Origin of the sequence: Shinella yambaruensis (assembly GCF_050859155.1) — a bacterium.
Taxonomy (GTDB): domain Bacteria; phylum Pseudomonadota; class Alphaproteobacteria; order Rhizobiales; family Rhizobiaceae; genus Shinella; species Shinella yambaruensis.
The window spans coordinates 16,419-30,864 of the sequence record NZ_CP150642.1 but is presented as its reverse complement, the minus strand read 5'-3'; the positions used below and the strand labels follow the sequence as shown (position 1 = coordinate 30,864).

The following is a 14,446-nucleotide window of genomic DNA, read 5'->3' as shown; positions in this document are numbered from 1 at the left end:
CCGGCCTGAGACCCCCGCTCGGGCTACGCCCTCCCGGCGGTCTCAGGCCGACGCCATGGTGGCCGACTTTTGCTCCGCCCCGTGGCCGGAAATTATTCCGCCGTTGACAGGGGGCGAGATCATCCCGGAATCCGGGGGCGCAATCATCTCGGAACAATGGGGCGGCTTCATCGGAATCGGCAGAAAGCGGGCAAACCCGATCAGGTTCGTCAGGCGATGCGCCATGGCGTTCGGCGTTTTAGCAGCCGTCGGCAACCATGTGAGAACTGTTGCAGCCCGAACGTGGCTCTCGCCCCGCTCGGATGCAAAGCGCGCGGACGCCTGAAGATGCCGTTCGGCCTTGATCAGCTTATAACCGAGCGCTCGGCGTAGACTAAGATAGCGAGTGACGTCAGCGCTCAGCATGGCAACCTCCCGCCCCAAGGCTGCGCGATTTCCGACAGCAGGCCGATGTCCACCTTAGCGTACAGCGCCGTCGTTGATGGAGAACGGTGGCGCAACACGGCCCCGACGCCGGCAAGGCTTGCGCCGTTACGCAGCATCGCTGTCGCTGCCGAGTGACGCAACACATGTGCACCGCGATGGACGCTTTCAATTCCTGCTCTGTCGAGCGCGCGACGCACGATGCACTTCACGGCAATGCGGCTCAATGGTCTGATTGGCGCGATATCCGTCAGGAACACTCGCATCGTCGCAATGCGCGGCCTTGCCCGCTCAATATAGGCGAGTATGGCATCGCCAACGTCTTGAGGCAGCGGCAGCCATTCCTCACGCCGGACCTTTCCGACAAGCGTTATTCGGCCATTCTTCCAATCGATGTCACCGAAAGTGAGATGAGCGACTTCACTCGCCCTGAGGCCCAACCGAGCCAGAAGCAGCATGACAGCGCGGTCGCGTAAGCGGCTTTCGCCCTCACAGGTGGCAAGGAGGCGGTCGATGTCACTTTGGCCAAGAAAACGCGGTGTTGTCGCCAGTTGCCAGTTCGCGAAGCTCGGAACCGCATGTTCCCGACCGATAGGGCATTGCCCCATCGCGACGAGATACTTGAGGTAGGCGCGCGTGGCGACCGTAATGCTCTGTGCCCAATGGCGTCCGTGCGGCTTGGCGGACTCAAGTACGAACATGCGGATTGCTGAAGCTGTGTAAGCAGCTGGATCAGCACCCAGGGACGTCATAAATTTCACGAGGACGGTTTGATAAGTATCAAGAGTGGAGTCTTTGACACCGCGTTGTTCTCTAATCCACCGACGGAAAGCAACCAATTCGGGCCAGGTGTCGTCCGATGAGGGGCGTTGCTCCGGCGGCAGGATGTCCAGCTCGCGAAGATATTCGACGAACAGCTTGGCAGCACCCTGTGGCGCACGGGCAGTTCTGTTGCCGTGGAACACCGATGCAGAAGCGCTCAAGCCCACGGTAAGTGTATCGACGTCGTGACCGGCGGCGCGTACCCAATCGCCCCACAATGCCAGAAGGCGCACCACCTCCGTTACAGTCGCGGCCGAGTAATTCCGCTGGACAAGCCAGTGCTTGAAGCCGTCGACATGTGGTTGCAGCCAGTTTATCCGAACATCGACGCTGCGGCGATGTCTGTACTTTCGCTTTGTCACGCAATTTTCCTTGATTTGATCGTTGGTGCCGGTGAAGTCCGACACGTCGAACAAATCGGAGGTTTCAAATCCATTCCAGCGCTAGGCGAGTGAACTACCCATTCCTAACTCCAGGACAGCCAGCAAGGCGGAGTTTGGCATGCTGTCGGCTCAGGGAGATGGTGGCCGGGATGACGGGAGGAATTGATTGCCCGGGCGTCGGCTAATCATGCGGATGAGGAGACACCGACCAACCACATCGTTCTCTTCTGACGGCGCGAAAGCGCCCCATACGGCCTCTCTTTGGGGCTGGTCTGGCACCGAACCGGCCCTGGCCTGCAACGGCCCGCCGACCTTCTTCCCCTGACCGCAAGCGGTCATTCCTCGCGAGCCAACAAGCTCGGCTGCCACCGTCCTTCGCTAACGCTGCGGTCCTGCGGATGCACTCCGTCCAATCCGTCGCCTCTCGACCGCCATCGAGGCCGCATCGGGCGGCTTCGAACAACCTCAGGAGATACGACAATGGCTCAGATCGGCACCTTCACCCGCGACGAAACCGGCGCCTACAACGGCACCATCAAGACCCTCACCCTCAACGTCAAGGCATCCATCAAGCCCTGCGACCGCGACAACGACCGCGCACCCGACTTCAGGGTCACAGCAACGGGTGTCGAGTTCGGAGCAGGCTGGAGCCGGACCGCCCGCGAAACGGGCGCCGAATACCTCTCGCTCAAGCTCGACGATCCGTCCTTCACGGCGCCGGTCTACGCCTCCCTCGTCCAGGGCGACAAGGGAGAACACAAGCTCATCTGGTCACGCTGACCAGCACCAAGGCGCTCCGCTCAAAGCGGGGCGCCCTCATTCGATCACATAGCCCAGCGCGCGATAACCCACGCGTCGCTTTGCAGCCATCCGGGCCAGAACGGGAACGGTGCTATCGACATAATCGACGACCAAGACGTCCCGCTTCCCATCATGCTGGCGATGCAGACGGCCGACATACTGCGCCAGAGTTCCCTTCCAGGCGATCGGCATGGTCAGGAACAACGTGTCGAGCCGGGCGTCATCGAAGCCTTCCCCGATATAGCGCCCTATCGCAAGTATCAGGCGCTCATCATCGTCTGCGACATTCAACGCCGTGTTGGCTTGCTTGCGATCCTTCGCCGACATGCCACCGCGCAGCACCACCAGATTTTTCACGAACGGCTCGAACTTCTGTTGGAGATAATCGAGGTGATCCTTCCGCTCCGTTAGCAGGATGGGCGAACGTTTGGCCTCGAGAGATTTCAGCACGTCATCGAATATCAGGTCATTTCGGCCTTGGTCCTGCGCAAGGGCCGCATAGATCGCCGGCATTGACGGGCGCTCTGCCGAGACGAGTGACGCTGGCAACTCAAACTTCGTCGAACGGTCGCGGGCACGGTGGCGAATACCACGCTCGGCAGCTTGAACTCTTGCATCGACCCGATGGCGAACGGGACCGCATTGCATGAAGATGATCGGATGATGACCGTCCTTTCGGGCAACGGTGGCAGATAAGCCGACGACATATCGCGCCTTGGATCTGCGAGCGACAAGTTCAAAACTTGCAGCGGACAGATGGTGGCACTCGTCGACAATCAGATGACCGTAATTTCCCACGATGTCATCGACTTCGCCATTGCGAACCAGGCTTTGGATCAGCGCCACATCGATGACCCCTGTTGGCTTCCTTTTCCCGCCACCGATGATGCCGATCTGCTTTGGGTCGATGCTCAGGAAGGAACTCAGACGCTCTACCCATTGGGTGAGAAGCTCCCTGCGGTGAACAAGAACCAGCGTGTTGCGGCTGCGATGTGCTATGAGTGCAGCTGCGACAACGGTCTTGCCGAAGGCGGTCGTGGCGGCGAGCACGCCGTTATCCTTGGCAACAAGAGCATCAAAGGCCCGCGATTGGGGCTGTCGCAACTCCCCTTGGAACGAGACGCCGGCGGGTAGAGCCTCTCCATCTTCGCGGAGATCCTCCAAAATGGCGGTCGCGCCATGCCTCCTGATCAGCTCTACTGTTTCGTCGAAGCAGCCTCGTGGCAGCGCGACATGACGTGGGTGAAGCTCGGCACAGGAGATGATTCGAGGCTTTCCGAAGGTCGGCAATCGCATTGCTTGCGCACGATAGAATTCCGGGTTCTGGAATGCTGCCAGGCGCACGAACTGCGCAATCACCGGGGACGGAAGCTCGGTCCTATCAATGTAAACCTGATCAGCGATCACGACCTTGATGCTTTGCGGGATCGCAGCCTCTATTCGCCGCGGCTCGCTACGACGTGACGGCAACATCTTCCACGGCTCATCGGCATGTTCGTCATCGACCGGCATCCGGACGCCCAAGACCCGCCCCGCCAATTCGGCTTCGTCGGCAATCCTGAAGACTTCGTCCGCCGACAACCTGGGTAATGACGACAGGTATGCCCACTGGTCATCGTAGGGTTGCAGGTCGCCATCGACAAAAACGCTGTTGCCGGTCTCGCGAGCTTTCCGTTGGAGAGGAAGCGCGATCAAATTGCCGAAGCCGCCAAGTGGCATCGTATCCTGGTTAGGAAAGAAACGGTCGTAAGACGTGAAGCCGATCTCGGGACGGTTTTCCATCGTCTCCGTTATTAGCGCGGCACCAAGTTGTCGTGCGATCTTTGCGGGAACGGGTTCGGAGAAGAATATCCAGACATGGCCACCGTTTCCCGACCTCGACCGTTCGAGGGCAGCGGAAATTCCTTTTGCACGGCAAGTGGCCAGCAACGCTCTGGTATCATCCGCCCAGCTGTCCTTGTCGAAGTCAGTAGCAAGGAACCAGCATGTTTCGTCTTGCAGCAATGGATATACGCCGGCAATAAAGTCGCTTGAACGGGCATCGCCGCCACGAAGGTGCTTTTCGATGATATCCTCGGAATATGGGATGAACGCCTGATGCGGGCAGTCCCCGCATTTCACCTTCGGCTTGCCGCAGATTCCTTTCGCCCATTCGTTGGAACAGGCTGGCGAATAGCCGGAGCGTCCATCCTTTCTGTTTTCCCATCGAGCCGGAAAAACATCGGGACGCCCCGCAAAAAGCTGCCGGAACAATTCCACCTTCTCCATCGACGGTGAGCTGTTCGTAACAGGGGCATCCGCGAAGGCTGGCGTCACGGCTATAGCGCGGCTATCGGAAATGACCTGTTGCTCAAACGCTTCAAGTTCACGCTCAAGCTCCATCCGCTCATCATTCAGATCGGCTAACCGCCGTCGAATGCGCGCGATGTTTTCCCATGCATCATTCTTTTCCGCCAACTTTGCAGCTTTCGCCAAAATGATCGTGGGGATCAGCATAGGCCAAAGGCGTCCGTATTTTAAGACGCACCATACATCTCAGCCTCCGAGATTATGCGGAGCAGAATCCGCAGAAATCACCGGCAAATCCGGCCTTCAGCGACCGACACTCTGCATAATCACGTTCTCAGCATAATCGACGTTTTGCGGTGCACCGCAAAACGTCGAACTGGGTGCAGCCTGGCAGAAGCGCTCCGAGCAGGATCGCGACTACCTCTCGGTCAAGCTTGACGACCCGAGCTTCCCCGCTCCGATCTACGCAACCCTCACCGAAGTCGAAGGCGAGGACGGCTACCAGCTGATCTGGTCGCGCCCCAACCGCGACTGAGGTCCTCCAGGCTCCGCCCACCGGGCGGGGCCTCTCCGGCGCTCTGACGTTTTTCCGCCGTTCTCCTTATTGGATGAAAATGGATGGAAAAATGGAGTCCGGTATGTCATATCCCATTCGGATGGAAACGGATGGGATAATGGATGACGGCCCTTGATCTGGCGAAACTGCGTATCACGCCTGAGATCTTGTCGTTGATCGCTGAGATCGACGAATTCAAAGGTGCATGGCGAGCGCTCGGTCGTATCGCGCCGGACCGGCTCTCCAGTTTGCGCCGTGTTGCTACGATCGAAAGCATCGGCTCTTCGACCCGTATCGAAGGCGCAAAGCTAAGCGACCGAGAAGTCGAAAGGTTGCTCTCGAACCTCCGGATCGGCTCGTTCACCAGCCGAGACGAACAGGAGGTCGCAGGCTATGCCGAGGTAATGGAAACGATCTTCTCCGCCTTCGACGCGATCCCGCTTGACGAAAATCACATCCGACAACTTCATCGCGATCTACTCGCTCACTCGACCAAGGATGAGCGACACAGGGGAAACTGGAAAACCCTTGCCAACAACGTCGAAGCCTTCGACGAAGATGGACGAAGCCTGGGCGTCGTCTTCGCGACAGCATCTCCCTTTGATACGCCGGGCCGGATGTCGGAACTGGTGTCCTGGCAACAGGCCCAAGAGAGGGATGGGACGTTTCACCCTCTCCTCATCGTCGCTGTCTTCGTGGTGGTCTTTCTGGAAATCCATCCTTTCCAGGACGGCAATGGCCGCCTGTCGCGAGCCTTGACCACTTTGCTGCTCCTTCGGGCGGGCTATACGTACGTGCCATACAGCTCTCTCGAAAGCGTTGTCGAGCAGAACAAGGAAGCCTATTACCTCGCGCTTCGTCGAACGCAGGGCACGATCCGGACAGATCAACAGGACTGGAATCCGTGGGTCGAGTTTTTCCTCCGGAGCCTGCAGCGCCAGAAGCAGCGCCTCGAGCGCAAGATCGAGCGTGAACGCATCCTGCTGGGCGACCTGCCGGAGTTGTCGGTCTCCATCCTCGAACTGGCGCGTGAGCGCGGGCGCGTTACGGTGATGGACGCGGCCAAGGCCACAGGCGCAAGCCGCAACACCGTCAAGGATCATCTTCGCGCGTTGACGGAGCAAGGGCATCTGACCCTTCATGGAGCGGGTCGCGGGACCTGGTACGGCCTGAACTAAAGCCGAAGTGATTGGACGATGCCGCCGAGCGCCGCCAGATCGAGGCAGAGCTTGAACTCGCCCAGGCTGATCTGGCCGTGACGCTTGCCGAACTGGTGGGTGCGATCATCGCCGAGCCGCCTTTCTGAGGCGGCTCTTTCTGCCGCACGTCGAGCCGGTTCGCCGGAATTGACCGGCTTACCGGCTGTCACGGGTTTCACCCCTCGACCCTCCCGCCGGCTCACGCCGGATACGGTCGCGGCCCCTTCTGGCCCGCGGGTCTCTTCTCTCTCTGACGTCCCAGTTTACTCCAGCAAGTCCGGCGTTAAGGACGGTGCGGTCTCCCCCAATTTTTCCGACGTTGCGCTTCCCAAAAAATCGGTTCCCCCGCTTGCAAGTCGCGTTTGTCAATCGGCATCGTAACGGGGGTCTGACGCATATGTGGAACGGCCCGATTAGCAAGATGGTTTCTGCGCAAATCCCCGTCGGACGGTGCAGTCATATGTCCGGCCTGTCAGCGCGGTCATAGCCGCTGGCCACGATGATATCCGCGATGCCGATCGCCTAATCACTTTCACGCGCTCGAAGCGCATTGCGTCAGACGGTCTGATCGGTATCGAGGTGTCGCCCCTCGGGTTCATCACTCATTTGGCACCTTGCTTGATCCGACGGCGAACCGCCGGAGCCTCTCCTGTCCTATACTCTGGTCATGCTTCCCGGCGCTTGGTAGGTGCCGCCCTTGACGAGAAGCGCCCATATCGTGCGCGCGATCTTATTCGCCAAAGCGACAGCAGCAACTTTGTACGCCTTGCGCGCCAGTAACGAAACGACCCAGGCTGGCAGCTTGACCCCACGGCGAGCCTGCTTCAGGACCGAGGTTGCCCCCACGATGAGTAAGGTGCGCAACTGCTTATTACCTTGCTTTGAGATCTTACCCAGCCGCTCCTTTCCTCCGCTGGAATTCGCCCTTGGTGTAATGCCGATCCAGGCCGCCAAATCTCGCCCTGTGCGGAAGGCTTCGGGATCATGGACAGCGGCGCGAACGCTTGCCGCGATGATTGGCCCTACGCCGGGGATGGTAGTCAGCCGACGAGCCGCTTCATCGGCTTTCACGGCCGCGATAATCTTGGCGTCGAGCGCCTCGATCCTGGCCGTCAGCTTTTCTATTTGCTCGGCCATTTCAAGGAGCGCTACCCTGGCCGAGTGCGGCAGACGGCCGTCACGATCGTCGCGCAAAATGGCAATGAGTTTGGCAATGCTTGTCATTCCGGTGGCAGCGACAACCCCAAGCTCAGCCATATGGGCACGCATGGCGTTTGCAGTCTGGCTTCGCTGACGCACGAATAGCTCTCGCGTTTTCAAGACCATGCTTGCAGCCTGCTCCTCAGGTGATTTGACGGGCACAAAGCGCATTGTTGGCCGCGTGACCGCCTCGCAGATTGCCTCAGCATCAGCCGCGTCGGTCTTGTTGCGTTTGACGTAGGGCTTCACATAGGCGGGCGGCATCAACCGCACAGTATGACCCAATTCACCAATCGCGTTGGCCCAGTAGTGGGCGCTCCCGCATGCTTCCATTCCGACAAGGCATGGTGAGATTTGGCGAAAGAACTCCAAGACCTGTGATCGCCGCAAAGCACGTCGGACAGCGACATGTCCATCTTCCGTAATGGCATGAACCTGAAAGATGGACTTGGCCAAATCCAGTCCGACTATGGTAATCTTTTCCATGGAACGGTCCGTTCTATCTTGTGGCGATTGGCGTCACCACATTAGGCATCCTCGATGCCGGTGCGAAGGGCCGTTCCACACCATCAATCTCGATGACATCAGGGCGCTCCGACGATCCGTGCCTCAAGCAGATCGAGTTTCCCGCGCCCGTACATTTGATGGGATGGACGGCCTCTGCTCCCTCACCGGCAGTGCTAAACTTGCTGCCGTTGATTGCGCAAACCAGAGGAGCCGTTCTGATGCAAATTGTTACGATAGGCTTGGATATCGCGAAGAATGTCTTTCAACTTCACTCTCCGTTGATGAGCACGAAAAAAAGGCGAGTAACTAGGTCCTGTTGACAAAGTATGGCAGCCATATTTTTGCGGCCGCCAGTGCGAGGAATGCTGAGAAGGATTTTCGGGTCTTGTCGTATCGGGTCGCAACGCGCCGGAACTGCTTGAGACGGTTGAACATCCGCTCGATACGGTTCCGGTCCTTGTAAGCCCGGAAGTCGCAGGCAGGCGGGTTCTTCCGGTTGGCTTTTGGCGGAATGACCGGCCTGATGCCGTGGATCAGGAGTTCTTCACGCAGGAAGTCACCATCGTAGCCTTTGTCGGCGAGGAACAGCCTCGGCTTTCCGACAGGTATCGCCAGCAGGTCCGGAACGGCGTTGTAATCCGAAGCTTCGCCGCCCGTCAGGACGAAGCCAAGAGGGCGTCCCTGACCGTCTGCTCGGGCGTGGATTTTCGTCGTAAAGCCGCCGCGTGATCGACCAAAAGCCTCCTGACAAGTCCCCCTTTTGCGCCCGCCGCCTGCGAATGGCCGCGAACCGTGGTGCTGTCGATCATGTGCTGCCAGTCATCCGTCAGCCCCAGTTCGACGAGGGTCTCAAGCAGGGCGTCCCAAACGCCTTGTTCGGCCCAACGGCGGAAGCGCACATAGACCGAATTCCACTTTCCGTATCGCTCATGCATGTCGCGCCAGGGGCATCCGACCCGAAGGACATGCAGCATACCGTTCAGATATTGCCGATTATCGTGCGACGGCCGGGACTTCCTGCCGCGTTCGGTGGGCAACAACCCCTCGATGATCCGCCATTCCATATCTGTCAGGTCGCCGCGAGCCAAAACTGCCTCCTAAAAAGCAGTCTTGAATCACGCTTCTGCTGATTTGGGAATCCACTTTGTCAACACGACCTAGGTCCTGTTGACAAAGTATGGCAGCCATATTTTTGCGGCCGCCAGTGCGAGGAATGCTGAGAAGGATTTTCGGGTCTTGTCGTATCGGGTCGCAACGCGCCGGAACTGCTTGAGACGGTTGAACATCCGCTCGATACGGTTCCGGTCCTTGTAAGCCCGGAAGTCGCAGGCAGGCGGGTTCTTCCGGTTGGCTTTTGGCGGAATGACCGGCCTGATGCCGTGGATCAGGAGTTCTTCACGCAGGAAGTCACCATCGTAGCCTTTGTCGGCGAGGAACAGCCTCGGCTTTCCGACAGGTATCGCCAGCAGGTCCGGAACGGCGTTGTAATCCGAAGCTTCGCCGCCCGTCAGGACGAAGCCAAGAGGGCGTCCCTGACCGTCTGCTCGGGCGTGGATTTTCGTCGTAAAGCCGCCGCGTGATCGACCAAAAGCCTCCTGACAAGTCCCCCTTTTGCGCCCGCCGCCTGCGAATGGCCGCGAACCGTGGTGCTGTCGATCATGTGCTGCCAGTCATCCGTCAGCCCCAGTTCGACGAGGGTCTCAAGCAGGGCGTCCCAAACGCCTTGTTCGGCCCAACGGCGGAAGCGCACATAGACCGAATTCCACTTTCCGTATCGCTCATGCATGTCGCGCCAGGGGCATCCGACCCGAAGGACATGCAGCATACCGTTCAGATATTGCCGATTATCGTGCGACGGCCGGGACTTCCTGCCGCGTTCGGTGGGCAACAACCCCTCGATGATCCGCCATTCCATATCTGTCAGGTCGCCGCGAGCCAAAACTGCCTCCTAAAAAGCAGTCTTGAATCACGCTTCTGCTGATTTGGGAATCCACTTTGTCAACACGACCTAGGAATACCCCCCCCTTCCGGGGGCTTCCGGCCCCCTTCTGGCCATTACTAGTCCAAATAAGGAAATGCGCCTTGAGACCAGCCTTTCTGATCACATCCCCCATTTCGCCAACGCTGTTTCCGCCCCGGCCTGATCGGTCTTAATCCTGAGCACCGTCTGTCTGGTCAATCCGGTTGCCTTGGCAATCTCGGAAGCTCCGTTGCCCATGGCCAGCATATCGACCACCTGCCGGAACGTGCCCCGGTCATAGCTCGGCTTCTTGCCTCGGTACTTTTCGGCATCGCCCTTCTTTGCCTCAATTCCGGCCCGCTGAGCGGCTTTCGTGGCTTCGGCTTGGGCCTGAGCCGTTGCGGCCATGAACGCAATCAGCGCGTCCCTGACGGCCTGCTGTATCGGGTCCGCCGTCGCCCCGTCGAACGTCATGCCATTGATAACCGTTTTGACGATGATTCCCTGCCGCATGAAATGCCGGATGGCGTCCGTGACATCCTCGTAGTTGCGGCCAAGCCTATCGACCCACCGAACAACCAGTACGTCACCATGGCGAAGCTTATCGTACAGTCGCCTGCCTTCCGGCCTATCTGCTAGTCTGGTGCTGACACCCGATACGCCATGATCGGCAATCACCTCGTCAATAACAAAGCCTGCATGCTCGGCTTGTGTCCGCTGGTGGTCAAGCGTCTGGTCTATGGTCGATACGCGGGCATACAATACAGTCTTGGACATCGCCTTATCCTCTATCCGTTAAGGTAATGTCCGTTAAAATGCATGTACGTTGATTGAAGTCAACCCTTACGTACGGTCTTTTATGTGTCAATCTGCGTGCTCGTTAGGGTATACCCTAATGGACTATGCCGAACCACAATGAACGCACAGCTTCCCCCATCTCCGATGGAGGAACTGATACCAAATTTCTTCATCCGTATAGGAGGGAAAAAGCCTTCGGCATACAGCACCGCATTTGCATCGAGCCGAGATGAGACGCGAATTCGGAAGCAAGGCTACGGCCTTATGCCCATATAGGGGGCTAATGCCTTCGATCTTCTCTTTAAAGGCATCTGCAACGGACATTCAGGCCGCCGGAAAAGGGTATCAAGCTACAGGCACCCCCCTAAGGGGGAAATCTGCACTTCTCTGCATTAGAATGGGCCTGCGAAAATTTTGTCAGACACAGGTACGACATACCGACTTCAATATCACCGCCTATTCATGCACCGTTCTGAGACCAAACCACTTGTCCTTCACGGCTTCGTAATGCACCTCAGCCCGATACTCCGCGACTTGCAGGCCTTGGTTGCGGACCGTCAAAGTACCCATTGCAGCAAGTAACGAGTAACTGGCCACGACCGCATTTCGCTGCACTGCCGCAAGGTCTTCCTTCGCGTCTAGGACGTTCTGCTGCGCATTCAGCACGTCAAGCGTAGTGCGCTGGCCTACATTTCTCTCTTCTATGACGCCATTCAACGCTTCGTTTGCGGCGTTAATTTGCGCTCGTATCGCTGCTACCGAAGCATTGGAGGCATCGTATTGAGCATGCGCGGAAACGATCGTGCGCTGCACCTCCATACGAGCGGAATCCACAAGCAGCCGACTTTCCCCAAGCCGCTCCTTCGCTTGACGAATCTGACCATACTCAGCACCGCCCTGATACAATGGAACAGTCAGGCGAGCGGATATCGCACCCCGCAAGTTGTCAGGTCCGCCCTCTTCCGAGTTGACCGACTTGTAAACACTTCCCTGTAACGAGACTCCAGGCAGCATGGCCCCTTCTGCCTCTTTCACACTGTACCCTGCCGCATCTGCTCCTCGCATTGCAGCGAGGACATTCGGATTTTCGCGCATACCCGCCGCTACTGCACTATCAAGGGAACTTGGCATCGCATTCCCGGATGGCGACGGTTGACTGATTCCCTTCGGGGTTTCTCCGACAATCTGCACATAGGCCGCTTCACTCTGCTTCAGTGAGGACGCAGCCGCGGTCAGCAATGCTCGTGCAGAGGCAAGCTCCGCCTCGGCTAGATTTACATCCGTTCTCGTACCTTCGCCAACTTTCAGGCGGGCTTTGGCCGCGCTCACCTGCTCCAGAAGGAAAGCTATGTTCTGTTTGCGGATTGATACTATCGTCTGATCACGGGCGATGTTGGCATACGCTTCCACAGCCGCCAGAAGTATGGAGATTTCTTGAGCGCGTAGAGCCTCTCGATTTGCCAACACATTAGCCTCTGCCGCTTTCACACGGTAAAGTGTCTGGAAGCCGTCAAAAATCTGCTGATTGATGGTAATGCCATAACTTGATGTCCGAGTATCTATCTTTGAAGCGGTTTTATCAAACCTCGTCCGGCTGGCTTCCGCCTCAACAATGCCTGCCACATGCGATCTCATGGCGGCCTTCGCGATAGTGACGTTTTCGTCTACCGCTCGTAGCGCAGCCCGTGCGGCGTTGAGGTCCGGGTTGTTCTGATAAGCCTTGGCCATTGCTCCCGTTAGCGTCTCAGCAAGCGCAACCTGCGGCAAGAAGTGAAGGGCAGTGACGAGCAGGCAGACAAGGCGGACATGACGTTGAGGGCACACGATACACAAACTCCAACTAAGCCACACGCCTCAGCGCATGGCTGCGTGGACCCTATAGGGCTTCACTTCGGGGAATCAACCCACGCGACTGTAGGCATCACAATTCAACGCTGCCTTCAACAGCGGCTAATTGTGCATCCTGCCAATCTTTTAACGTTTGGCCTGTGCTGGCCAGCCTCCAGGATGTTCGCCCGTTTGCGTTACGATTCCTTATAACCGCAGCGGCAGCGCTCGGACTTGCGAACGTTACGTCCTCCGCGAACTCTAAAAAATTGGGATCGGTAGTGGAGACCAGCCGACCATCACGAATTATACGCCGCCTCGCTGAGCTTGACTCTTTGGTCTTCCCAAAGCGCGGTGAATCTGAATCTCTGGTGCAAACCGGAGGTCTGCGATGCGATCAGGGATTTCACTACGGGCGGATTTTGATGGAGACGGTCTGCGGCGGCTGGCGCGGCGGACGAAGGACGCAGCCCAGGCACGACGTCTGCTGGCGCTTGCGTCGATCTACGATGGGGGCTCGCGTTCCGATGCCGCCCGCCTCGGTAACGTCACGCTGCAGATTGTCCGTGACTGGGTCATGCGGTTCAACGAACGCGGTCCCCAAGGCCTGATCAATGGCAAGGCTCCCGGCCCACAATCGCGGTTGAACGATCAGCAGCGTGCGGCCCTGGCGCAGGCCATCGAGCGTGGGCCGACACCCTATCTCGACGGCGTCGTTCGCTGGCGCCTGTGCGATCTGGCGCAATGGCTGTGGGAGGAGTTTCGCGTTTCGGCGAGCGAGCAGACGCTCAGCCGCGAAGTTCGGGCCATGGGTTATCGCAAGCTCGCTGTTCGGCCCAAACATCACGCGCAAGACCCTCAAGCCATTGAGGATTTTAAAAAAGCTTCCCCGCCGCAGTGGCAGAGATTGCCGCTGGAGCGGCCCGAGGAAAACGCATAGAGATTTGGTTTCAGGATGAAGCCCGTATCGGGCAAAAGAACAAGATCACCCGCCGATGGGCCAGGCGAGGAACACGGCCTTCAGCACCGCACGATCAGCGCACAAGGTCGGCCTACATCTTCGGCGCAATCTGCCCGAAGCTCGGCAAGGCGGCGGCGCTGGTCATGCCATGGTGCGACACCTACGCAATGACCCAGCATCTGGCCGAAATCGCCCGTCACGTCGACGCCGACGCGCACGCTATCCTCATCATGGATCAGGCAGGCTGGCACATGTCCAACAATCTCGTCGTGCCCGGCAACATCACCATTCTGCCACTCCCGCCGAAATCGCCGGAACTGAACCCGGTCGAAAACCTCTGGCATTTCATGCGCGACAACTGGTTATCAAACCGCGTGTTCAAATCATACGACGACATCGTCGATCATTGCTGCGATGCCTGGCGGCGGCTCGAAAGCCAGCCATGGCGCGTCATGTCGATCGGACGCAGAGAATGGGCCAATGGGTTTTGATCAGTGAGGGGCCGTATTAGTTGTTCACGCAATGCCGAGTAAATGTTCGTTACAAACGTTTCTGTGGTCGCGCGTGATCCGGCGAGTACTGTAATCTCACCATCAATCTCGACGGCCCTAGCCTCAAAGCCATACTTTCCACTTGTTAGAACAAGAACGATCTGGGATTTTAGGGCAGGTTCTATATCGGCGTCTGTCGTAATATTTCTTCCGATTCCCTTAGTTCGTA

General features: G+C 58.1%; 9 protein-coding genes and 4 pseudogenes. 4 read left to right on the top strand and 9 right to left on the bottom strand.

Going from position 1 to position 14,446, the window contains the following annotated elements; translation table 11 throughout:
• Positions 1-42: 42 nt before the first annotated feature.
• Together WMC41_RS29500 and WMC41_RS29495 are read right to left on the bottom strand one after the other, a co-directional pair.
• Positions 43-405: a hypothetical protein gene (locus WMC41_RS29500; protein WP_432349974.1), complete on the bottom strand. Its 363-nt coding sequence runs from the start codon at positions 403-405 to the stop codon at positions 43-45.
• Positions 399-1,652 (bottom strand): tyrosine-type recombinase/integrase, encoded by a 1,254-nt coding sequence (locus tag WMC41_RS29495; RefSeq protein WP_432349973.1) that lies wholly within the window; start codon positions 1,650-1,652, stop codon positions 399-401. Before WMC41_RS29495 ends, WMC41_RS29500 begins: the two co-directional genes overlap by 7 nt.
• Before the next feature lie 456 nt (positions 1,653-2,108).
• Here WMC41_RS29495 and WMC41_RS29490 point away from each other — a divergent pair, with 456 nt between their 5' ends.
• The gene (locus WMC41_RS29490) at positions 2,109-2,408 is read left to right on the top strand and encodes a DUF736 domain-containing protein (protein WP_024318408.1); all 300 of its coding nucleotides are present in this window, start codon (positions 2,109-2,111) and stop codon (positions 2,406-2,408) included.
• Positions 2,409-2,444: 36 nt separating this feature from the next.
• Here the strand turns inward: WMC41_RS29490 and WMC41_RS29485 are convergent, their stop codons facing one another.
• The gene (locus tag WMC41_RS29485; protein ID WP_432349972.1) at positions 2,445-4,925 is read right to left on the bottom strand and encodes a TOTE conflict system archaeo-eukaryotic primase domain-containing protein; all 2,481 of its coding nucleotides are present in this window, start codon (positions 4,923-4,925) and stop codon (positions 2,445-2,447) included.
• A 160-nt stretch (positions 4,926-5,085) separates the two neighbouring features.
• Between WMC41_RS29485 and WMC41_RS29480 the strand changes: the two are divergent.
• Together WMC41_RS29480 and WMC41_RS29475 are read left to right on the top strand one after the other, a co-directional pair.
• Positions 5,086-5,253: pseudogene (locus WMC41_RS29480) on the top strand (DUF736 domain-containing protein); the annotation flags it as partial.
• Positions 5,254-5,396: 143 nt separating this feature from the next.
• Positions 5,397-6,452, top strand: a complete 1,056-nt coding sequence (locus tag WMC41_RS29475; protein ID WP_432349971.1) for a Fic family protein — start codon at positions 5,397-5,399, stop codon at positions 6,450-6,452.
• A gap of 675 nt (positions 6,453-7,127) precedes the next feature.
• On the opposite strand, the gene WMC41_RS29470 is transcribed toward WMC41_RS29475, so the two are convergent.
• From WMC41_RS29470 to WMC41_RS29445, 6 genes and pseudogenes are all read right to left on the bottom strand, one after another.
• Positions 7,128-8,159 (bottom strand): IS110 family transposase, encoded by a 1,032-nt coding sequence (locus WMC41_RS29470; RefSeq protein WP_432349970.1) that lies wholly within the window; start codon positions 8,157-8,159, stop codon positions 7,128-7,130.
• 327 nt (positions 8,160-8,486) lie between these two features.
• A pseudogene (locus WMC41_RS29465) lies at positions 8,487-9,244 on the bottom strand (IS5 family transposase).
• Positions 9,245-9,337: 93 nt separating this feature from the next.
• Positions 9,338-10,095 (bottom strand): annotated as a pseudogene (locus WMC41_RS29460) (IS5 family transposase).
• Positions 10,096-10,281: 186 nt separating this feature from the next.
• Positions 10,282-10,917, bottom strand: coding sequence for a recombinase family protein (locus WMC41_RS29455; RefSeq protein ID WP_432349969.1), 636 nt, complete (start codon positions 10,915-10,917; stop codon positions 10,282-10,284).
• A gap of 477 nt (positions 10,918-11,394) precedes the next feature.
• A pseudogene (locus WMC41_RS29450) lies at positions 11,395-12,696 on the bottom strand (TolC family outer membrane protein); the annotation flags it as partial.
• 163 nt (positions 12,697-12,859) lie between these two features.
• Positions 12,860-13,057, bottom strand: coding sequence for a DUF4357 domain-containing protein (locus WMC41_RS29445; protein ID WP_432350192.1), 198 nt, complete (start codon positions 13,055-13,057; stop codon positions 12,860-12,862).
• 99 nt (positions 13,058-13,156) lie between these two features.
• On the opposite strand from WMC41_RS29445, the gene WMC41_RS29440 reads away from it, so the two are divergent.
• A protein-coding gene (locus tag WMC41_RS29440) for an IS630 family transposase (RefSeq protein WP_432349968.1) occupies positions 13,157-14,217 on the top strand; the annotation gives its coding sequence in 2 pieces (ribosomal slippage) (positions 13,157-13,690 and positions 13,693-14,217; 1,059 coding nt in all).
• Positions 14,218-14,446 lie beyond the last annotated feature (229 nt).